Raw genomic sequence first — 20,449 nt, 5'->3', positions numbered from 1 at the left:
AATCGGACCGTCAGGCAGCGAGCGCCGGCACCCGGAGTTATCGGGCCTGCCGGCGCTTTGTTTTTGTAGCAGGATTTTTGGACCGCCTCCTTGTTCCTAGAAGCCCAAGCACTCACCACAGACAATGCCATTGGCCAGGGCCGGGTTGTCCTTGCCTTCGAATACGATGGCCGCGGGTTCCACGGCTGGCAGATGCAGAAATCCGGTGTTCGTTCCGTGGAAGGCGAGCTGGCCGCCGCAGTCGCGAAGGTAGCGGCGCACCCGGTCGAACTGGTCTGTGCCGGCCGAACCGATGCCGGGGTTCATGCCAGTTACCAGATTGCCCATTTCGAAACTGGCGCCATCCGGAACTTGAGATCCTGGGTCATGGGGATCAACACCGCGCTGCCGGACGACATTTCGGTCCATTGGGCAGGGCAGGGGTTGGATGATTTCCATGCCCGCTTTTCCGCGCTGTACCGCCGCTATCGCTATGTCATCTACAACCACCCGGTACGACCGGGAATTCTCCGGGGCCAAGTGAGCTGGACTTTCCGGCCCCTGGATGCCGAACGCATGCACGCGGCGGCCCAGGCGCTGGTGGGCGAACATGACTTCACCTCGTTTCGCGCCGCTGGCTGCCAGTCGCGAACTCCGGTACGCTTCCTGGAATGCATTTCGGTGAAGCGCCAGGGGGCATTCGTGGTGATCGACGTCCAGGCCAACGCTTTCCTGCATCACATGGTACGCAATATCGCCGGGGCCCTGATGGCGGTGGGCAGTGGCAAGCAGCCGGTGGCCTGGGTAGCGGAGGTCCTGCGCGCGCGGGACCGTCGCCTGGCCGGTGTCACGGCACCACCGGACGGCTTGTACCTGGTTGATGTCGGGTATCCCAAGCAATACGGTATCCCGGCCGCCAACTGTGGCCCCGCGTTTGTCCGTCCCTGGTTCGAGGCGGACGTGAACCGGCCGATCGAACCCACGCACATTCATGTCAAGCAGCCCAGGCACACGGTATGACCACGCGAGTCAAAATCTGCGGACTGACCCGCCCGGAGGATGTTTCCGCCGCCGTAAGCTGCGGCGCCGATGCCCTAGGATTCGTCTTTTACGAGCCCAGCCCACGATCCGTCTCCCCCCGGCAGGCCGCCGAGCTGGTCCGCGCGGTCCCGCCGTTCGTAACCGTGGTGGGCCTGTTCGTGAATCCGGAGCCGGCCTGGGTGCGAACGGTGCTGGATCAGGTTCCCCTTGATGTGTTGCAGTTTCACGGAGATGAGCCGGCTGCCTTCTGCCAGCAGTTCGGGCGGCGCTGGATCAAGGCGATCCGGGTACGGGACGGTGGTCAGATCGAGGCGGCGTTCGAAGCCTATCGCCAGGCTTCCGGGCTGCTGGTGGATGCCTGGGTCCCGGACCGGTATGGCGGCACCGGTCAGTCCTTCAACTGGGCCCTGATCCCGCAACGCCGGCCGTTGCCCCTTGTGTTGGCCGGTGGTCTGTCATCTGATAACGTAGCTCGCGCCGTGTCGGAGGTCAGACCCTGGGCCGTCGATGTCAGCGGTGGTGTGGAATGCCGCAAGGGCATCAAGGATATCCAGAAACTTTCTGATTTCATCAAAGAGGTTCACCGTGTCTGTAAAGCTGACTGAAGAAATGCTGAAAGCGCTCCCGGATGCCCGGGGGCACTTCGGTGCCTTTGGCGGACGGTTCGTGTCCGAAACCCTCATGGATTCCCTGATGACCCTGGAGCGTGAGTATCTGCGCCTGCGGGAGGATCCGGATTTTCAGGCACGTTTTGATCAGGATCTGGCTGATTACGTGGGGCGCCCAAGCCCCCTCTATTTCGCGGAGCGCCTGACTCGGGAAACCGGGGGTGCGCAGATCTGGCTTAAGCGGGAAGACCTGAACCATACCGGCGCGCACAAGGTGAACAACACGATCGGGCAGGCATTGCTGGCCAGCTTCCTTGGTAAGAAGCGGATCATCGCCGAGACCGGTGCCGGCCAGCATGGCGTCGCCACCGCCACCGTGTGTGCCCGTCTGGGCCTTGAATGTCACGTGTTCATGGGTGCCGAGGATGTCCAGCGCCAGTCCCTGAACGTGTACCGGATGAAATTGCTGGGTGCCCAGGTGCATGCTGTGGAGAGCGGTACCCGGACCCTCAAGGACGCCATGAACGACGCCATGCGGGACTGGGTGACCAACGTCGACGACACCTTCTACATCATCGGTACGGTGGCCGGACCTCACCCCTATCCTCTGTTGGTGCGGGATTTTCAGTCGGTGATCGGCCGTGAGATCCGCCGCCAGGCGATGGAAAAGGCCGGCCGGCTGCCGGATGCGCTGGTGGCCTGCGTGGGTGGTGGTTCCAACGCCATTGGCATGTTCTATCCCTTCCTCACCGAAGAGCAGGTCGCTCTCTACGGCGTCGAGGCCGGTGGCCTGGGTCTTGAGAGCGGCCAGCACGCGGCCCCCCTGTGCGCCGGTCGGCCGGGGGTGCTGCATGGCAACCGCACCTACCTGATGGAGGACGAAAACGGCCAGATCATCGGAACCCATTCGGTCAGCGCTGGTCTGGACTACCCCGGGGTCGGGCCCGAGCATGCCTGGCTCAAAGACATTGGCCGCGCCAACTATGTGTCTGTCACCGACGATGAGGCCCTGGAAGGATTCCGGTTGCTGACCCGGGTGGAAGGCATCATGCCGGCACTGGAATCCGCTCACGCGGTGGCCTACGGCGTCAAGCTGGCTGCCCGGATGGACAAAGACCAGATGCTGGTAATCAACGTGTCCGGCCGGGGCGACAAAGACATCCACACCATCGCCCAAATCGATGGCATTGAGATCTGAGTAAGGACGGGGAACACGCATGAGCCGAATCGAAGGGGTACTGAAGGCCCTCAAGGGGCAGGGCCGGAAGGCGCTGATTCCATACATCACTGCCGGCGATCCGCATCCGGATGCCACGGTCGAGCTGATGCATACCCTGGTGAACGCCGGCGCCGACATCATTGAACTGGGGGTGCCATTTTCCGACCCTATGGCGGACGGCCCGGTCATCCAGCTGGCCTGCGAGCGCGCGCTCCGGTACGGCACCTCCCTCCGTCAGGTGCTGGACATGGTCCATACGTTCCGCAGCCAGGATGACAAGACCCCGGTGGTACTGATGGGGTACCTGAACCCGATCGAGGCCATGGGCTATGAGGCGTTCGCGGACGCGGCGGCGGATGCCGGGGTGGACGGGGTACTGACCGTCGACCTGCCCCCGGAGGAGGCGGAGGATGTGGCTCCTCTGTTCGCCAAGCGCGGCCTGGATCCGATTTTCCTGCTGGCGCCCACCACCACGGACGAGCGCATCCGGGCAATCAGCGAGCACTCTTCCGGCTATGTGTACTATGTTTCCATCAAGGGTGTCACCGGCGCGGCGACCATTGATGTTGACGAGGTTGCCAGAAAGGTGGCGCACATCCATGAGCTGACGGCCCTGCCGGTGGGCGTGGGCTTCGGCATTCGGGACGCGGCCACGGCGGCGGCGATCGGCCGGGTATCCGATGGTGTAATTGTTGGCAGTGTACTGGTCGATACAATAGCCCGACACCAAGCAGATAGAGTGGAGCTGAAGCGGGCTCTGACCAATCTGCTCAACCCGATGCGCGAAGCCCTGGACAGTCTTGCTTCCTGAGGGCAGGGGCGGGCCAGGCTTCAAAGGACAGGACAGAATCATGAGTAGCTGGTTGGACAAGATCATGCCGAGCAAGATTCGCTCGGAATCCAGGCAGAGGACCGGTGTTCCCGAAGGGCTCTGGAAAAAATGTCCCAAGTGCGGGGCGTTTCTGTACAAACCGGAGCTTGAGAAGAACCTGGACGTGTGTCCCAAGTGCAATCACCACCTGAGGGTATCCGCCCGGCGCCGCCTGGATATTTTTCTGGACCCGGACGGGCGCGAGGAAATCGCGGCCGAGCTGGAACCCTGGGACCGCCTGAAGTTCAAGGACAGCAAACGCTACAAGGACCGGTTGGCTCAGGCACAGAAAGCAACGGGCGAAAAAGATGCCCTGGTCGCGATCAAAGGGACCACCATGGGCGTGCCGCTGGTGGCGTGTGCTTTCGAGTTCAATTTCCTGGGGGGCTCCATGGGCCAGGTGGTTGGCGAGAAATTCGTACAGGCCGCCAACGTTGCCCTGCGTGACCGTATTCCACTGGTCTGTTTCTCTGCCAGTGGCGGAGCCCGGATGCAGGAAGCCATTCTGTCGCTGATGCAGATGTCTAAAACTGCCGCTGTGCTGGAGCGCCTGAAGCAGGAGGGCATTCCGTACATTTCTGTGATGACCGACCCGGTGTTCGGCGGCGTGTCCGCGAGTCTGGCGATGCTGGGCGACCTGAACATCGCCGAGCCGTACGCCCTGATCGGGTTCGCCGGGCCCCGGGTCATCGAACAGACGGTGCGGGAAAAGCTGCCGGAAGGTTTCCAGCGCAGTGAGTTCCTGCTGGAGCACGGTGCCATCGACATGATTCTGCACCGTCACCATCTGCGTGAGCGCATTGCTCACCTGCTGGCCAAGTTCACGGGGCAGGAAAAGCCGGGTACCGAGGAACCCATCAAGTTTGAAGTGACGGAGAAGCCTGAAGACGATGCCGTCGCACCCTGATTCCGGCCGACCGGCCCCGGTTGCCCCCGGGGTCGGTGCCTCTCTTGAGCAATGGCTCGCCTATCTCGAATCCATCCATCCCATCGGTATTGATCTCGGCCTCGACCGGGTACTTCTGGTACTGCGTCGGCTGTTTCCCCACAAGCCTGCGGGACGAATCATCACCGTTGCCGGCACCAACGGCAAGGGCAGCACCGTTGCCGCGCTGGAAGCTCTGCTGCAGGCCGCCGGGCGCAGGACCGGGGCCTACACCTCGCCGCATCTGCATCGCTATAACGAGCGGATACGCATCGACGGCAACGACATCGACGACGCCACGCTGATCCGTGCCTTCGAGCGGGTGGAGCAGGCACGGGGGGCGGTGTCGCTGACCTATTTCGAGTTCGGTACCTTAGCCGCGTTCGTGACATTCGCCGAGGCAGGCGTGGAAGACTGGATCCTCGAGGTGGGGCTGGGTGGTCGCCTGGACGCAGTCAACGTGCTGGATGCGGATCTGGCGGTGATTGCCTCCGTCGATATCGATCATGCCGATTTCCTGGGGCATGACCGCGAAACCATCGGTTTCGAGAAGGCCGGGATTCTGAGGCCGGGGATTCCGGCGATCTACGCCGACGATGACCCGCCCCGCTCGGTGCTCCAGCAGGCGGCTGCCCAGCGGGTGGCCCTGGCGCTGCTGGGACGTGACTATGAGATCCGTCACGAGGGTGGGGCCGTGTATCTGCAGTATCAGTCGTTGCGTTTGAGCTTGCCGGCTGGGCCCTTGCCGGTGAAGAGCCTGGCGGCCGCCGCCGTGGCGGTACACCGCCTGGAGCCGGAGTTGCCTCCGTCCACCCTGGAGTCCGTGCTGGCGCGCGTGAGGGTTGCCGGTCGCTTTGAACGGTTGGGGGAGGCTCCGCCGGTGTACGTGGACGTGGGGCACAATCCCCATGCCGCAGGCTGGCTGGCGGGGCGTGTTCGGGATCTGCCGGGACCGCCGCGCAAGGTGATCGCCGTGTACGCGGCCCTGGCGGACAAGGACGTGGAAGGGGTGGCCCTGCGGATGGCGCCGGTGGTGTCGGAATGGCATCTGGCGCCGCTTGCGGTTCCCCGTGGGCTGGCATTGGCGGACCTTAGTGCACGCCTGGCGGCCGCCGGTGTGACCGGGCGGGGGCATGACTCCGTGGCCGATGCCCTGGCGGCGGCGAAAGCTGCGGCTGGCGAGGATGGGGTTGTGGTGGTGTTCGGCTCCTTTTTTACGGTGGCCGAAGCCCGGGCTGTGCTGGTGTCCGGCGTGCCTTAAACTTTGTCCATAGCTCCGGGTTTGTCTTTGAGTTCTCGAAGGCAGGGAATTACTATCATCGGTAGCGGCTTGACCGCGACGAATCGAAGGTTGATGGGAGTCGACGCGTGGACGGACTGAAGCAACGAATCATCGGAGCGCTGGTGCTGGTTTCCCTGGCGGTCATCTTTGTACCGATGATTTTTGACGAGCCCCATTCCGAACGGGTTTCCTCGCCCATTCCGATTCCCGAGGAGCCTCCGTTCCCGGAGGTCGACGTGTCGACGGATGCCATGCCCGAGCCGCCCCGGTACGAAACGGGGGGCTCGGAGCAGCCGGTTCCCGACCTGACGGCGGAAGCGCCCGAAACGTCCGCGGCGCCAGCCTACCGTATCCTGGAGAGTGGCGATGAGCCCGCCGCTCAGGTGTCCGCACCCACCGACGAGCCGGCCGCCCCGACTGGCGGGGAACCGTCCATGCCGGTCACTCCGGCGGCCTCCGAACCGGCCGCCGCGGCACCAGCCACGCCGGCGGAAGCGCCGGAAACCGAAGAGTACCGCCGCTCCCTGGCCGGTGCCTGGGTGGTCCAGCTGGGCAGTTTTGGCAACCCCGACAACGCCCGTCGTCTTCGTGATGAGGTGCGCGCCAAGGGCTACGGTTCTCACCTGCAGCAGGTGACCCGGGGCGACACCACGCTGACCCGGGTGTTCAGTGGTCCCTTCGCCACCCGTAATGAAGCGGAAGCCGCAAAAAAGGCGCTGGATGACGCCTTCAAGCTCAATAGCCTGGTTACCGAAGGGGAAAAATGACCGGCGCGGCGCCGGTGGCGGTTTGGTGGCGGCGGGATTCCTGTTAGAATTCGCGCTTTCCTCTCGCCATCGGGTTGTTCATGGACGCGCTTATCTGGGTTGACTGGGTCATCATTGTCCTGATCGCGGTTTCCACGCTGATCAGTCTCAAACGTGGCTTCGTCAGGGAGGCTCTCTCCCTGGTCACCTGGGTCGCCGCTTTCCTGATCGCCAGAACCTTTCACCCCCAGATGCAGGCGCTGCTCGAAAGCTCCGTGGAAACGCCCCTGGTGCGCTTGATTGCGGCCTTTGCCATCCTGTTTTTTGGCACCCTGATCGTCGGCGCGATCATCAACAACATGGTGGGCCACCTGATTCGCGCCACCGGGCTCTCCGCCACCGATCGGGTTCTCGGCATGGGCTTCGGTCTACTCCGCGGATTGGTGGTGGTCGTGGTGATGATCGCCTTCCTGCGTTACACCCCGGTGGCGCAGGACACCTGGTGGCGGGAATCGGTGATGATCGACCACCTGTCGGTGGTGGAAGACTGGTCGCGCCGTACCTTCGGCGACGAGTTCGCCCGTTTTCTCGGGCCCGCGGACGAAGCCTCGAACGCCCCGGGGGGCGAGGAATTCGTGGAACCCGTGTCCGCGTCCCGCTAACATTTTCAGTATCACTATTCGGAGAAGATCCTATCCATGTGTGGCATTGTCGGCATCGTCGGTACATCCAACGTCAATCAGGCGCTCTATGATGCGCTGACCGTTCTCCAGCACCGGGGCCAGGACGCTGCGGGCATTGTGACTTTTCAGGACGATCGCTTCTATCTGCGCAAGGACAATGGTCTGGTACGGGACGTGTTCCACACACGGCACATGCGCCGGCTGGTCGGGAACGTCGGGATCGGGCACGTGCGCTATCCGACCGCAGGTACGTCCAGTTCCGCTGAAGCCCAGCCGTTCTATGTGAACAGCCCCTACGGCATCACCCTGGCCCATAACGGTAACCTCACCAACGCCGACGAGCTGGCCAAGGATCTGTTCCGGACCGATCTGCGCCACATCAACACCAACTCCGATTCCGAGGTTCTGCTCAACGTGTTCGCTCATGAGCTGCAGAAACTCGGCAAGCTGGTGCCTACCAAGGATGAGATCTTCTACGCCGTCAAGGCCGTGCACAAACGCTGTCGGGGTGCCTATGCCGTCATCGCCATGATCACCGGCTATGGCATCGTCGGTTTCCGCGACCCGAACGGCATCCGGCCGGCCTGCTTTGGCGTGCGCGAGACGGAAGATGGTCGCAAGGAATACATGATCGCCTCCGAAAGCGTTGCGCTCAGCGCGCTTGGCTTCAAACTGATCCGGGACATCGCGCCGGGCGAGGCGGTATACATCGAGACCGACGGTTCGCTCTACACCCAGCAATGCGCGGACGATGCTCATCTTTATCCCTGCATCTTCGAGCACGTGTACTTCGCCCGTCCCGATTCCATTCTGGACCAGGTGTCCGTATACAAGGCGCGCCTGCGGATGGGTGAAACCCTGGCCGAAAAGATACTGCGGGAACGGCCGGAGCATGACATCGACGTGGTCATTCCGATTCCCGACACCAGCCGGACATCCGCCATGCAGATGGCACACCGGCTGGGGGTGAAGTTCCGTGAGGGCTTCATCAAGAACCGTTACATCGGCCGGACCTTCATCATGCCGGGCCAGAAGATGCGCAAGAAATCCGTGCGCCAGAAGCTCAATCCCATCGATCTCGAGTTCCGGGGCAAGAACGTCATGCTGGTGGATGACTCGATCGTGCGAGGCACCACCTGCCGGGAAATCGTTCAGATGGCCCGGGATGCCGGCGCCCGGAAGGTGTATTTTGCGTCCGCTGCACCGCCCGTGCGTTACCCGAACGTGTATGGCATCGATATGCCGTCCGCCAACGAATTGATCGCCCACGGGCGTACCGTCGAGGAAATTCGGGCGCTGATCGGCGCCGACTGGCTGGTGTACCAGGATCTGGATGACCTGATCGCCTGTGTCAGCGAGGTGAATGACGACATCGAGGGTTGGGAATGCTCCGTGTTCACCGGCGACTACATTACCGGCGATGTCGACCAGGCGTATCTGGAACGGCTGGAAGAACTTCGCAAGGACGAAAAGCGGAGCCCGGAGGGAGCCACCGCTTCGACGGACAACGGCATCATCGACCTTCACAACGACGAAGACTGACCGGTCGGCAGCCAGGCCCAGGAGACAACCATGACGTATCGCAGAGAAGAAACGGTCTGGATTCCGGAGTCGGACCTGGATGGCATGTCCGTCGACACCCTGGCGGTGAGGGCAGGGCAGATCCGGACCGATCAGCTGGAACACAGCGACGCGATTTTTCCTACCTCCAGTTTTGTCTACGGCAGCGCCGCCCAGGCGGCGGCCCGGTTCGGAGGGGAGGAGCCGGGTAACATCTATTCCCGTTTTACCAATCCCACCGTCCAGGCCTTCGAGCAGCGCATTGCTGCGATGGAGGGCGGCGAACGGGCGGTGGCCACGGCCTCCGGCATGGCGGCTATTCTCAGTACCTGCATGGCCCTGCTGAAAAGCGGCGATCACGTGGTTTGTTCCCGGGGCGTGTTCGGCACCACCAACGTGCTGTTCCAGAAATACCTGGCCAGGTTCGGCGTGGAGACCACGTTCGTGAGCCTGACGGACATGGAGGCATGGCGCGCGGCCGTGCGCCCGGACACGCGCATGCTGTTCCTGGAAACGCCGTCCAACCCCTTGTGCGAAGTGGCCGATCTGGCGCAACTGTCGGCGCTGGCAAAGGCCCAGGGTGCGCTGCTGGTGGTGGATAACTGTTTCTGCACACCGGTTCTGCAACGGCCCTTGGAGCATGGTGCGGATATCGTCATCCATTCAGCCACCAAGTACCTGGACGGTCAGGGCCGCTGCGTCGGCGGCGTGGTGGTTGGCCCGAGAGCGCTGATGGACGAGGTGTACGGGTTCATCCGCTCGGCGGGACCGACCATGAGCCCGTTCAATGCCTGGGTGTTCCTTAAGGGGTTGGAAACCTTACCAATTCGTATGCGCGCCCACTGCGACAATGCGCTAGAGTTGGCGCAGTGGCTGCAGCAGCAAAACCGCGTGGAAACAGTGTATTACGCCGGTCTTGAACGCCATCCCCAGCATGCGCTGGCAAAGCGGCAGCAGAACGGGTTCGGCGGTGTGGTGTCGTTCCGTCTCAGGGGAGGGCGGGAAGAAGCCTGGCGCTTTATTGACGCAACCCGGATGATTTCCATCACCGCCAACCTCGGCGATGTGAAAACCACGATCACGCACCCGGCGACCACCACCCACGGGCGCTTGTCGCCGGAGGACAAGGCACGCGCGGGCATCACCGAAAACCTGATCCGTCTTTCGGTGGGAATCGAGGCGATTGATGACCTGAAAACGGATCTCGGACGAGGCTTCGCCGCCTTGGGCGGTTAACCAACGGAAACGTCAGAGCATTCATGGCCGAAACCGCAAAAGCGAAAAAAGCACCGAAGGAACTCACGGAAAAACAGCAGCGTTTTCGGCGCCTGGTTGCCCAGGGCGCCCGCGAAGGCGCCCTGATTGCCCTGATCGCCTTGGCCATCTACCTGACCATGGCGCTGGCCACCTTCACCCCAAGCGACCCCGGCTGGGCCAGCATTGGTCACGACACCACCGTCCACAACTACGCGGGACGCACCGGGGCTTGGCTGGCCAGCTTGTTGATGGACTTCTTTGGTCAGGTCGCCTATCTCTTCCCAATGATGGTGGCTGGTTACGCCGTCATGCTGATCCGCCGCCGCCACGATCCGCTGGACCTGCACTGGCCGCTGTTTCTGATGCGTTTCGGTGGTTTTCTCCTGATCTTGCTGTCCGCCACCAGCTTGTTGTCCCTGTATTCGGTGTTTGGGCTGGGCGCCTCCTCCGGCGGCGTTCTCGGCACCTCGGTTTCCGAGGCGATGGTCCGCTTCTTCAATCTGCCGGCCACAACCCTGTTGCTGATCGCCATCTTCCTGTTTGCCCTGACGGTGACCACCGGCCTGTCCTGGTTCTGGCTGATGGATCAGGTCGGGGCCCTGACGCTGCGTCTGGTGACCGGGGCGAGGGCGCTGGTGCAGCGCCAGCGCAAACCGGCAGGGAACGCTCAGGAGCCGCCGCCCCGTCCCGCGCCCAAGGCCAAGGAGCCTCCGGTGGTGACGGACCGGGTGGACGAAGCGCCGTCGGCCTCCGGTACCCGCACATCCTGGTGGCGCAAGCTGCCGGGATTGCGGGGCGACAAGGCTGAACGGGCCCCGGTCGCCAGGGAGCGCCGGGAGCCCGCCCTGGAAGGGTTGTCGGCAGCGCCCGTGGCTGAACCCGTGGCACTGGAAAAACTGAGCGCTCGGGACGAGGCTCCGGCCAGGCCCCGGAAGACACCGAACCCGGCCGGCCAACCGGCGGCCGGTTCGGGGCGTTCATTCAAGATTTCGCCGTTCAAGAAGGAGGCACCGCCGGCGGACGGAGCGGATAAAAAGACCCGCCAGGGCTCGCTACTTGAGGACATTGAAAGTCCGATCCCGCCGATTTCCCTGCTGGACCCGCCCGAGGAACACAAGGAAAAGGGGTACTCCGAGGAGTCGCTGGAACACATGTCGCGGCTGCTGGAGGAGAAACTCGCGGATTTCGGGGTTTCGGTGGAAGTGGTCGAGGTCAACCCCGGCCCAGTGATCACCCGTTTTGAAATCAAGCCGGCCCCGGGTGTCAAGGTCAGCAAGATTTCCAATCTGGCCAAGGACCTGGCTCGTTCTCTGGCGGTGCTCAGCGTCCGGGTGGTGGAAGTCATACCGGGCAAGTCGGTGGTGGGTATCGAGATTCCCAATGAACGCCGGGAGATCGTCCGCCTGTCGGAGGTTCTGGGGGCCCGGGTGTTCACCGAAAGTGCCTCGCCGCTGACCCTGGCGTTGGGCAACGACATTGGCGGCAACCCTGTGGTGGCCAACCTGGCCAAGATGCCTCACTTGCTGGTGGCGGGCACCACCGGTTCCGGTAAGTCGGTGGGGGTCAATGCCATGCTGCTGAGCATGTTACTGAAGGCTTCGCCGGATGAGGTTCGTTTCATCATGGTCGATCCGAAGATGCTGGAGCTGAGCATCTACGACGGCATCCCCCACCTGTTGGCACCGGTGGTCACCGACATGAAGGAAGCGGCCAACGCGCTCCGCTGGTGCGTGGCGGAAATGGAGCGGCGTTACCGGCTGATGGCCAATCTCGGCGTCCGTAACATTGCCGGATACAACCGTAAGGTCAAGGAGGCCCGGGAAGCGGGCGAGCCGATCCTGGATCCGTTCTGGCAGCCGGATGACTACCTCGACAACGACGAACAGAACCGCCCTGAACTGGACACCCTGCCGTTCATTGTGGTGGTCATCGACGAATTTGCCGACATGATGATGATCGTCGGCAAGAAGGTGGAGGAGCTCATTGCCCGCATCGCCCAGAAGGCGCGGGCAGCGGGGATCCACCTGATCCTGGCCACCCAGCGGCCGTCGGTGGATGTGATCACCGGCCTGATCAAGGCGAACATCCCGACCCGTATCTCGTTCCAGGTGTCCTCGAAGATCGACTCCCGTACCGTTCTTGACCAAGGGGGCGCGGAGCAGCTGCTGGGGCACGGTGACATGCTCTACCTGCCACCGGGCTCCGGACTGCCGGTTCGGGTGCACGGTGCCTTTGTCGATGATGATGAGGTCCACCGCGTGGTCAGTGCCTGGAAGGCCCGGGGCGAGCCGGAGTATGTCGATGACGTGCTCAACGGGGCCGAGGGTGAGAGTCTGCCGGGAGTACCCAACCTCAATGACGGAGGTGGCGACAGCGAGGGCGATGCCTTGTACGACGAGGCGGTGGCGTTTGTGACCCAGGGCCGCCGGGTGTCGATTTCATCGGTCCAGCGTAAGTTCAAGATCGGTTACAACCGGGCGGCGAATCTGGTGGAGGCGATGGAGGCATCGGGCGTGGTCAGTCCGCCGGGGCACAATGGCACCCGAGAGGTTCTCGCCCCACCGCCGCCGCGAGACTAGGAGCAACCTATGAATACAGTTTTTTGGCGAATGGTATTGGCCGTTCTGGCCCTGGCCTGGATCAGCACTCCGGCCAGCTCGGCGGAAACGGATAGCCGCGAGGCGGCGGAGCAGCTGGCGACGCTGCTCAAGGGCTACGAATCCTATCAGGCACAGTTCATCCAGGTGGTGGTGAACGAGACGGGCAGCCGGGTTCAGGAAACCCGGGGCCAGCTGAAGGCCAAGCGGCCGGGCCTGTTTTACTGGGAAACCCGGGAACCCATGGCCCAGTTCATCGTCAGTGATGGCCATCAGGTGGAGGTGTACGATCCCGATCTGGAACAGGTCACCATCCACACCCTCGACGACCAGGTCCAGGCCACGCCCGCGCTGTTGCTCAGTGGCGAGGTGGACAACCTGGACGAAACCTACCGGGTCAGTGAACGGCGGCTGGGTAACGACACCCGGGAGTTCACCCTGGAGCCCCGCAGCCCGGATTCCCTCTTCGTATCCCTGCGACTGACATTTTTCCAGGGTGAGCTGCAGGAAATGCGCATGAAGGATTCGCTGTCGCAGCTGAGCATTCTCAGTTTTGACCACATTCGTCTCAATGCGCCCCTGGAGAACACCGAGTTTTCTCTCGAGTATCCCAAGGACGTGGACATCATCCGGGACGGTGCCTGATGCAGGACAGCCTGTTCCAGGACTCCGAGGGCTTCCAGCCACTGGCTGCGCGGATGCGGCCAACGTCCCTGGACGAATACGTCGGCCAGGCCCACCTGGTTGGCCCGGGCAAGCCCCTGCGCCGGGCCCTGGAACAGGGGCAGCTGCATTCGATGATCCTGTGGGGACCGCCCGGTGTCGGCAAGACCACTTTCGCTCGTCTGCTGGCGACGGTGGGGCATCTGAGTTTCGAGACGGTGTCGGCGGTGCTCAGTGGTGTCAAGGACATCCGGGCTGCCGTCGACCGGGCTCGCCACCGCAAGCAGTCGGAAGGGCGGGATACCCTGCTGTTTGTCGATGAGGTGCACCGCTTCAACAAAAGCCAGCAGGACGCCTTCCTGCCTCACATCGAGGACGGCACCTTTATTTTTGTCGGAGCCACCACCGAGAACCCCTCCTTCGAACTCAACAGCGCCCTGCTTTCCCGGACCCGTGTGTACGTCCTGAAGCATCTGGAGGAGGGCGACTTACGCCAGTTGCTGACCCGGGCCCTGGTTTCGCCACGGGGGTTCGCCGGCCAGCTGGAGGTTCCGGAACCGGTGCAGGCGATGATTGCCTCAGCGGCCGGTGGCGATGCCCGACGGGCCCTCAATATCCTTGAGGTGGCGGCGGACTTGGCCGAGCCGGGTCCCGACGGCCGGAATCAGGTGACGGAGGCGGTGCTGGAGCAGGTGATGCAAACCAGTCTGCGCCGTTTCGACAAGGGTGGCGACGTGTTCTACGACCAGATTTCGGCGCTGCACAAGTCGGTGCGCGGCTCCGATCCGGACGGCGCCCTGTACTGGTTGTGCCGCATGCTCGATGGCGGATGCGATCCGCTGTACGTGGCCCGCCGCCTGGTGCGCATCGCCAGCGAGGACATCGGCAATGCCGATCCCCGGGCGCTGCGACTCAGCCTGGACGCTTGGGACGCCCAGGAGCGGTTGGGCTCGCCCGAAGGGGAGCTGGCCTTGGCCCAGGCGGTCACCTACCTGGCGCTGGCACCCAAGAGCAACGCCGTGTACAAGGCCTTCAACCAGTGCATGGCCGATATTCGCCAGGACCCGGACTACGAGGTGCCGGTACACCTGCGCAACGCGCCCACCCAGCTGCTCAAGTCCATGGGGCACGGCGAGAGCTATCGCTACGCCCACGACGAGCCTGGGGCCTTCGCTGCGGGGGAATCCTACCTGCCGGAAGCCATCCACGGCCGCCGCTATTACGAGCCGGTGAACCGTGGCCTGGAGATCAAGCTTGCGGAAAAGCGTCAGCGCCTGGATACGCTCAACCAGGAAAGCCCGCGCAAGCGCTATACCTGAGCCCGACGGTAGTCTCCGCCGTTCGTGCGGGTATAATGGCCGGCATCTCCATTCACAATGCAAACCGGAAAAACCAGGACTACCATGCTCGATCCCAAACGCGTCCGTACCCAGACAGAAGACATCGCCCGCCGGCTGGCCGTCAAGAATTTCGAGTTTGATACCGCCACCTTCGAGCAACTGGAGGAGCGCCGCCGCGCGATCCAGGTGCGGACCGAGAGCCTGCAGAGCGAACAGAACAAACGCTCCAAAATGATCGGCAAGGCCAAGGCTGCCGGTGAAGACATCCAGCCGCTTCTGGATGAGGTGGAGAACCTGAAGAAACAGCGGGCGGAGGCCGAGGACGAACTGCGTCGGCTGCAGGAGGAGCTGAATGCGTTCCTGGCGGGTATCCCCAACCTGCCGGACGACGATGTGCCCGAGGGCCGGGACGAGGACGACAATGTCGAGATCCGGCGCTGGGGCGAACCGCGTGCCTTCGACTTCGAGCCGCGTGACCATGTGTCCCTCGGCGAAGGGCTCAAGGGGATGGACTTCGAGACTGCCAGCCGTCTCGCTCACTCCCGGTTCGTGGTCATGCGCGGCGCGGTCGCGCGGCTGCACCGGGCCCTGGCCCAGTTCATGCTCGATCTGCACACCTCCGAGCACGGCTATACGGAAGCCTATGTGCCGTATCTGGTCAACGCCGATACCCTGTACGGCACCGGCCAGCTGCCGAAATTCGAGGAAGATCTGTTCCGAACCGGGGGGGAGCATCCGCTGTACCTGATCCCCACCGCCGAGGTTCCGGCCACCAACCTGGTTGCCAATACCATTCTCGATGCCGATGAACTGCCGCTGAGGCTGGTCTGCCATACTCCCTGCTTCCGCAGCGAGGCGGGCTCCTATGGCCGGGATACCCGAGGCATGATCCGGCAGCACCAGTTTGACAAGGTGGAACTGGTGCACGTGGTGCGCCCGGAAGAGTCCGAGGCGGCCCTGGAAGCCCTGACCGGCCACGCGGAGAAGGTATTGCAGCTGCTGCAACTGCCATACCGCGTGGTAGCCCTGTGCGGTGGCGACATGGGCTTTTCCGCGGCCAAAACCTACGATTTGGAGGTCTGGTTGCCGGGGCAGGGCAAATACCGGGAAATTTCTTCCTGTTCCAACACTCGGGATTTTCAGGCACGAAGAATGCAAGCTCGCTGGCGTAACCCGGAAACCGGCAAGCCCGAGCCCGTTCATACCCTCAACGGCTCGGGCCTGGCGGTGGGCCGTGCTCTGATTGCGGTCATGGAGAATTACCAGCAGGCCGACGGCAGCATCGTGATTCCCGAGGTGCTGCGGCCGTACATGGGAGGCCTTGAGCGAATCCAATGAAACAACACCCGGCGCCTGCCCTTGAACAGGGCATTCCGGCGCGTCCCGCACCGGCCCGGAACCAGGCCAACCCGGTCACCGAAAATCCAAACAGCTCGGCGGGAGAGGTCGCTCTGGTGGGCGCGGGGCCGGGCGACCCGGAGCTGCTCACGATCAAGGCGCTGCGCCTGATTCAGGCGGCGGACGTGGTTCTGTATGACCGCCTGGTATCCCCGGAAATTCTCTCCCTGGTGCCGGACTCCGCGCGTAAGATTCATGTGGGCAAGCAGCGCTCAAACCACACTCTGCCGCAGGACCAGATCAACCAGCAGCTGGTGGATCTGGCCCGGCAGGGACTGAGAGTGGTGCGCCTCAAGGGCGGCGACCCGTTCATTTTTGGTCGGGGAGGGGAAGAGATTGAGACCCTGGCCGCCGCCGGCGTCCGTTTTCAGGTGGTACCTGGAATCACAGCGGCCTCCGGTTGCGCTGCCTATGCCGGCATTCCGTTGACGCACCGGGACTATGCCCAGTCGGTGCGCTTCGTCACCGGCCACCTGAAGGATGACTCCTGCAATCTGCCTTGGCGGGACTTCGTGCAGAACCATCAGACCCTGGTGTTCTACATGGGGCTGGTGGGGCTGCCCATCATTGCCCGGGAGCTGATACGACACGGTATGGAACGGGACATGCCGGTGGCCCTGATTTCCAGGGGGACGACCCCGGAGCAGCACATCGTAACTGGCACCCTGGAGACCATCGTCGACCGGGTGGACCAGGAGCAGGTAAAAGCACCGACGCTGGTGATCATCGGCCCGGTGGTGGCCTTGAGAAACAAGCTGGACTGGGTGGCCGGTCTGCCGAATGGCGGCCTCTAGGGCCGCCCCTTCCGTCAGCCCTGGATCCGCCGGGGCAATACCTTGCGCAGCTTGTCCCGCATTTCCAGAATGGCTTTTTCGGTGGTTGGCCAGTCAATGCAGGCATCGGTTACCGAAACCCCGTACTTCAGATCGGCCAGGTTTTCCGGAATCGGCTGGTTGCCCCAGTGAATGTTGCTCTCGATCATCAGCCCCTGAATCGACGTGTTGCCTTCGAGAATCTGGTGCGTGATGTCCTGCAGGACCAGCGGCTGGATCGCCGGATCCTTGTTGGAGTTGGCGTGGCTGCAGTCCACCATGATGGACTTGCGCAGTCCGGCTTTCTCCAACGCTTGCTCACACAGCGCCACGCTTACCGAATCGTAGTTCGGCTTGCCGCCACCGCCCCGCAGCACCACGTGGCCGTAGTGATTGCCTTTGGTTCGGATGATGGCCACCTGGCCTTCCTGATTGATGCCGAGAAAACTGTGGGGATGGGAGACGGATTTCATCGCGTTGACGGCGACATCGAGACTGCCGTCGGTACCGTTCTTGAATCCGATGGCCATGGACAGGCCACTGCTCATTTCCCGGTGTGTCTGGGACTCCGTGGTCCGGGCACCAATGGCGGACCAGGCGATGGTGTCCTGCAGGTACTGGGGCGAAATCGGGTCCAGTGCCTCGGTGGCGGCCGGCAGCCCCATCTCATTGATGTCCAGCAGCAGGCGCCGGCCAATGTGAAGCCCCTGCTCGATGTCGAAGGTGTCGTTCAGGTGCGGATCGTTGATCAGCCCTTTCCAGCCCACGGTGGTCCGGGGCTTCTCGAAGTATACCCGCATGACCAGCAGGAGGGTGTCGCTGACTTCATCGGCGAGTTTTTTCAGGCGCCCGGCGTAGTCGCGGGCCGCGTCCACGTCATGAATGGAGCAGGGGCCGACCACCAGAAACAGACGATGGTCCTTGCGGTCCATGATGTCGTAAATCGCCTGCCGACTCCGGGCCACGGTCTCCGCTGCTGCGTCTGAGAGCGGCATTTCCTGCTTCAGCGCCTGTGGGGTGATGAGCGTTTCCGTGCTGGCCACATTCAGATCTTCGAGTTTCTTCGCCGACATGTCGTTGTGCTTCCCAGGTTCTTATCGAGTCATCGCAGCGCCGGCGGCGCGTGTCGCGAACCCCGGCGAGTTGGTTATACTGCGTTATTTGAGGGGCCTTTTCAACGCTTCGCGGCGATGGGGAATGCATGGCTGGAGCACCGGAGAATGCGCGTCCCGCGCCGCCTCAGCGTGAGCGGCACGGGGGTATCGAAACCATCTTATCCGGCATTCGGGTACCCGACCTGCCGTACCCAGCGGGCCGGCTTCGCGACTCGGACGTCCGGGATTGGCGGCCGCTGCTGGCCTCCTGCTGGAGCGAACAGCGGGACGAGCGGGTCACCCACGTGCTTCACTCCGTTGACCTGGAATGGTCGGTGCGGCAGGTAAATGCCGCCTATGTCGCCGACCGGATCATGGACGTGTTCCTGAAAACCAGCGGGCTGCACCCGGAATTGGTGCGTCGGGTGGCGCGTTTGCGGTTCTACCTGGCTTGGCGCATGGAACAGGACGGCGACGAGGCCTTCGGCACGGAACTGATCGAGTGGCTAGACGGCCTGCGGGAATGGCGAGGCTGGAGCAATTCCGGTGGCCGTTCTTCCCGGGTGCTGCTGGAACAGCTGGACGGGCTGGTGCTGGCGGTATCGGCCGCGTTCGAGGGAGAGGGTAAGGCCCTGGGATCGTTCTGCCTCGCCTGGCAGGACGATTCAGGTAAGCGCCGGCAGCAGATCGAGCGCCTGTGCGAACGGCTGCTGGAAACGGAACGGGGGGCGGCGAGCCAGCGCCGGGCGGACCGACGGGCCCGGGCTCTGATTGGCCGGGCATTGCAGGGGCGTCGTTTACCCGAGCCTCTGGTCCGCTTCATTCTGGGACCCTGGCAGCGCCTTCTCAAGCAGGCGGCTGTCACCACCGCCGGGGGCGACCAGGATGCCCTGCGCCGGGCCGGCAAACTGCTTGAATGGCTGGTGTGGGTCGGGGATCCGCAGCTGTCGGAGGTCGACCGCAACCGGCTGTACCACGTTGGCGAACAGTTGGGTGACCGGATGCTCGAAGTCTGGCATCAGGTGTTCGACCAGCCCTTGGCGCACGATCAGCTGAACGAAGTGGAAACCATCCTGGTCGCGCGCCTGCGCGGGGATGCGCTGGCCCTGGTGGACGCCTTCGGCCCCCCCGAACCCTTTCACTGGGAACCTGCCTGGCTGGCGCCCGCGCAGCCGGATCCCGCGGCCCTGGCGGCCGCGGAAGGGCGCTGGTTCGTTTCCGGTGAAGGCGCGAGGGAAGAGCGCCGTTTCTTCTTTGCTTACCTGGCGGATTGTGCGGAAATCCTCTGGACCAACGGTGCCGGGGTCAAGCTGGGTGTCGAGCCCTGGCAGACCTTCGAGGACGGGCAGGCTCAGGGCCGTATCCGGCCATTGCCCCCGCTGACACCGTTTCGACAGGTGTTGTCGGACACCACCCAGATCCTGTTGGGGGTGTGCGACAGGCAGCAACGGCAGCGGCAACGGGCAGCGGAACAGGCACGGGCCCGTGCCGAGGCTCTGCGGCGTGAACGGCAGGCCGAGGAGGAGCGTCGACGGCGGGAGGAGGACGCGCGCCAAGCCGAACTGGAACGACAGCGTCGCGAGGCCGAGGCGCAGCGACTGGCGGATGCCCGGGCGGAGCAGGAGCGTCTGGAGCGGGAGCGGCGTCTGGCGGTGGAGCGGCAGGTGGCGGCGATCAAGCTTGGTGGCTGGATTGCGTTGCAGGACGAAGGGATGCCGGAGCCCAGGCGCCTGAAGCTTGCGGTCCGGATCAATGCTTCGCGCAAACTGGTGTTTGTCGACCGGATGGGCCTGAACCGGCGGGAATGCCTGGAAGCGGATCTGGTGCACTGGGTACTGTCCGGTCAGGCACGGGTGCTGGACAGCTCGGCGGAATTTGACGACACCCTGACCCGTGTGGTTGGACGAATTCGGATGGGGCGAAACGGCGATGTCTGATCTCGACTATGGCATGGCTCCGGACGGCGGGGCGAATGGTGATGGGGATCAACGGAGGGAGTACCGGCTGGTCGCCCGGGCACGGGTGTGGCTGGAGCTGGAATCCCCCCCGCCGGAGGATGGAAAGGGGGCGCACCTGGACGACGCGCGCTGGCTGGCTTGCGGCATCCGGGATTTCTCCGCCCACGGTCTGAGCCTCACATCGGCGGAAGCCCTGCCCGAGGGCGCCTTGTTGCCGGCGCGGGTTCAGCTTGGGCGGCAACCGGAACCGTTCCGGCTGATGGTCGAGGTGGTCTGGAGCCGGCCCGGTGCGGGCGGTTTTCTCTCGGGGGTGCGGATTCTGGAATCGGATGGCACGGCTTGTCTGGAGTGGGTGGAAGCCGTAGCGGAGGCAATGTCGGACGGTTTCTAGAGTGGCTCCGGACCGGTCCTGCGGG

The 20,449-nt window shown here is 63.5% G+C and carries 17 protein-coding genes and 1 pseudogene; 17 read left to right on the top strand and 1 reads right to left on the bottom strand.

What is annotated here, in order from left to right; all coding sequences use genetic code 11:
* Window positions 1-90 precede the first annotated feature (90 nt).
* The 15 genes and pseudogenes from truA to cobA all read left to right on the top strand — a co-directional run.
* On the top strand, window positions 91-999 hold the full coding sequence (gene truA, locus BTO32_RS07990; protein WP_076724093.1) for a tRNA pseudouridine(38-40) synthase TruA: 909 nt from the start codon (window positions 91-93) through the stop codon (window positions 997-999).
* Window positions 996-1,625: a phosphoribosylanthranilate isomerase gene (locus BTO32_RS07985; protein WP_076724092.1), complete on the top strand. Its 630-nt coding sequence runs from the start codon at window positions 996-998 to the stop codon at window positions 1,623-1,625. The genes truA and BTO32_RS07985 overlap by 4 nt, the downstream gene beginning before the upstream one ends.
* Window positions 1,618-2,826, top strand: coding sequence for a tryptophan synthase subunit beta (gene trpB, locus BTO32_RS07980; protein ID WP_245820306.1), 1,209 nt, complete (start codon window positions 1,618-1,620; stop codon window positions 2,824-2,826). Before BTO32_RS07985 ends, trpB begins: the two co-directional genes overlap by 8 nt.
* A 19-nt stretch (window positions 2,827-2,845) precedes the next feature.
* Window positions 2,846-3,658, top strand: a complete 813-nt coding sequence (gene trpA, locus BTO32_RS07975; RefSeq protein ID WP_076724090.1) for a tryptophan synthase subunit alpha — start codon at window positions 2,846-2,848, stop codon at window positions 3,656-3,658.
* A 40-nt stretch (window positions 3,659-3,698) separates the two neighbouring features.
* Window positions 3,699-4,625 (top strand): acetyl-CoA carboxylase, carboxyltransferase subunit beta, encoded by a 927-nt coding sequence (gene accD, locus BTO32_RS07970; RefSeq protein ID WP_076724089.1) that lies wholly within the window; start codon window positions 3,699-3,701, stop codon window positions 4,623-4,625.
* Window positions 4,609-5,904, top strand: a complete 1,296-nt coding sequence (folC, locus tag BTO32_RS07965; RefSeq protein ID WP_076724088.1) for a bifunctional tetrahydrofolate synthase/dihydrofolate synthase — start codon at window positions 4,609-4,611, stop codon at window positions 5,902-5,904. The genes accD and folC overlap by 17 nt, the downstream gene beginning before the upstream one ends.
* A 107-nt stretch (window positions 5,905-6,011) precedes the next feature.
* Window positions 6,012-6,692 carry an SPOR domain-containing protein gene (locus BTO32_RS07960; RefSeq protein WP_076724087.1) on the top strand — a complete coding sequence of 227 codons (681 nt, stop codon included), beginning with the start codon at window positions 6,012-6,014 and terminating at the stop codon, window positions 6,690-6,692.
* Between the two features lie 80 nt (window positions 6,693-6,772).
* Entirely contained in the window at window positions 6,773-7,333 is a 561-nt protein-coding gene (locus BTO32_RS07955; protein ID WP_076724086.1) for a CvpA family protein, read from the top strand.
* Window positions 7,334-7,369: 36 nt separating this feature from the next.
* Window positions 7,370-8,896 (top strand): amidophosphoribosyltransferase, encoded by a 1,527-nt coding sequence (purF, locus tag BTO32_RS07950; protein ID WP_076724085.1) that lies wholly within the window; start codon window positions 7,370-7,372, stop codon window positions 8,894-8,896.
* 30 nt (window positions 8,897-8,926) lie between these two features.
* A complete protein-coding gene (locus BTO32_RS07945) occupies window positions 8,927-10,150 on the top strand; it encodes an O-succinylhomoserine sulfhydrylase (protein ID WP_076724084.1) in 1,224 nt (407 codons plus the stop codon).
* 23 nt (window positions 10,151-10,173) lie between these two features.
* Window positions 10,174-12,750, top strand: a complete 2,577-nt coding sequence (locus BTO32_RS07940) for a DNA translocase FtsK (protein WP_076724083.1) — start codon at window positions 10,174-10,176, stop codon at window positions 12,748-12,750.
* 9 nt (window positions 12,751-12,759) lie between these two features.
* Entirely contained in the window at window positions 12,760-13,413 is a 654-nt protein-coding gene (lolA, locus tag BTO32_RS07935; protein WP_076724082.1) for an outer membrane lipoprotein periplasmic chaperone LolA, read from the top strand.
* Entirely contained in the window at window positions 13,413-14,750 is a 1,338-nt protein-coding gene (locus BTO32_RS07930; RefSeq protein WP_076724081.1) for a replication-associated recombination protein A, read from the top strand. Before lolA ends, BTO32_RS07930 begins: the two co-directional genes overlap by 1 nt.
* An 84-nt stretch (window positions 14,751-14,834) precedes the next feature.
* Complete coding sequence (gene serS / locus BTO32_RS07925) at window positions 14,835-16,109, top strand: serine--tRNA ligase (RefSeq protein ID WP_076724080.1); 1,275 nt, start codon at window positions 14,835-14,837, stop codon at window positions 16,107-16,109.
* A gap of 14 nt (window positions 16,110-16,123) precedes the next feature.
* A pseudogene (gene cobA / locus BTO32_RS07920) lies at window positions 16,124-16,963 on the top strand (uroporphyrinogen-III C-methyltransferase); the annotation flags it as partial.
* 14 nt (window positions 16,964-16,977) lie between these two features.
* On the opposite strand, the gene BTO32_RS07915 reads toward cobA, so the two are convergent.
* Window positions 16,978-18,054 carry a 3-deoxy-7-phosphoheptulonate synthase gene (locus tag BTO32_RS07915; protein ID WP_076724078.1) on the bottom strand — a complete coding sequence of 359 codons (1,077 nt, stop codon included), beginning with the start codon at window positions 18,052-18,054 and terminating at the stop codon, window positions 16,978-16,980.
* A gap of 128 nt (window positions 18,055-18,182) precedes the next feature.
* Here BTO32_RS07915 and BTO32_RS07910 point away from each other — a divergent pair, with 128 nt between their 5' ends.
* Both BTO32_RS07910 and BTO32_RS07905 read left to right on the top strand, forming a co-directional pair.
* Window positions 18,183-20,012 carry a DUF1631 family protein gene (locus BTO32_RS07910; RefSeq protein WP_076724077.1) on the top strand — a complete coding sequence of 610 codons (1,830 nt, stop codon included), beginning with the start codon at window positions 18,183-18,185 and terminating at the stop codon, window positions 20,010-20,012.
* The gene (locus BTO32_RS07905; protein ID WP_076724076.1) at window positions 20,005-20,424 is read left to right on the top strand and encodes a PilZ domain-containing protein; all 420 of its coding nucleotides are present in this window, start codon (window positions 20,005-20,007) and stop codon (window positions 20,422-20,424) included. The genes BTO32_RS07910 and BTO32_RS07905 overlap by 8 nt, the downstream gene beginning before the upstream one ends.
* Window positions 20,425-20,449: the final 25 nt, after the last annotated feature.

Origin of the sequence: Marinobacter lutaoensis (assembly GCF_001981305.1) — a bacterium.
Lineage (GTDB): Bacteria > Pseudomonadota > Gammaproteobacteria > Pseudomonadales > Oleiphilaceae > Marinobacter > Marinobacter lutaoensis.
The sequence above is the reverse complement of the archived record's forward strand: the minus strand, read 5'-3'. Positions and strand labels throughout refer to the sequence as shown.

What these genes read in the sequence shown, in the direction of transcription:
- BTO32_RS07985 (WP_076724092.1), top strand. Translation starts at nt 996, where the DNA reads ATGACCACGCGAGTCAAAATCTGCGGACTGACCCGCCCGGAGGATGTT.
- trpA (WP_076724090.1), top strand. Translation starts at nt 2,846, where the DNA reads ATGAGCCGAATCGAAGGGGTACTGAAGGCCCTCAAGGGGCAGGGCCGG.
- accD (WP_076724089.1), top strand. Translation starts at nt 3,699, where the DNA reads ATGAGTAGCTGGTTGGACAAGATCATGCCGAGCAAGATTCGCTCGGAA.
- folC (WP_076724088.1), top strand. Translation starts at nt 4,609, where the DNA reads ATGCCGTCGCACCCTGATTCCGGCCGACCGGCCCCGGTTGCCCCCGGG.
- BTO32_RS07955 (WP_076724086.1), top strand. Translation starts at nt 6,773, where the DNA reads ATGGACGCGCTTATCTGGGTTGACTGGGTCATCATTGTCCTGATCGCG.
- purF (WP_076724085.1), top strand. Translation starts at nt 7,370, where the DNA reads ATGTGTGGCATTGTCGGCATCGTCGGTACATCCAACGTCAATCAGGCG.
- BTO32_RS07945 (WP_076724084.1), top strand. Translation starts at nt 8,927, where the DNA reads ATGACGTATCGCAGAGAAGAAACGGTCTGGATTCCGGAGTCGGACCTG.
- BTO32_RS07940 (WP_076724083.1), top strand. Translation starts at nt 10,174, where the DNA reads ATGGCCGAAACCGCAAAAGCGAAAAAAGCACCGAAGGAACTCACGGAA.
- lolA (WP_076724082.1), top strand. Translation starts at nt 12,760, where the DNA reads ATGAATACAGTTTTTTGGCGAATGGTATTGGCCGTTCTGGCCCTGGCC.
- BTO32_RS07930 (WP_076724081.1), top strand. Translation starts at nt 13,413, where the DNA reads ATGCAGGACAGCCTGTTCCAGGACTCCGAGGGCTTCCAGCCACTGGCT.
- serS (WP_076724080.1), top strand. Translation starts at nt 14,835, where the DNA reads ATGCTCGATCCCAAACGCGTCCGTACCCAGACAGAAGACATCGCCCGC.
- BTO32_RS07915 (WP_076724078.1), bottom strand. Translation starts at nt 18,054, where the DNA reads ATGTCGGCGAAGAAACTCGAAGATCTGAATGTGGCCAGCACGGAAACG.
- BTO32_RS07910 (WP_076724077.1), top strand. Translation starts at nt 18,183, where the DNA reads ATGGCTGGAGCACCGGAGAATGCGCGTCCCGCGCCGCCTCAGCGTGAG.
- BTO32_RS07905 (WP_076724076.1), top strand. Translation starts at nt 20,005, where the DNA reads ATGTCTGATCTCGACTATGGCATGGCTCCGGACGGCGGGGCGAATGGT.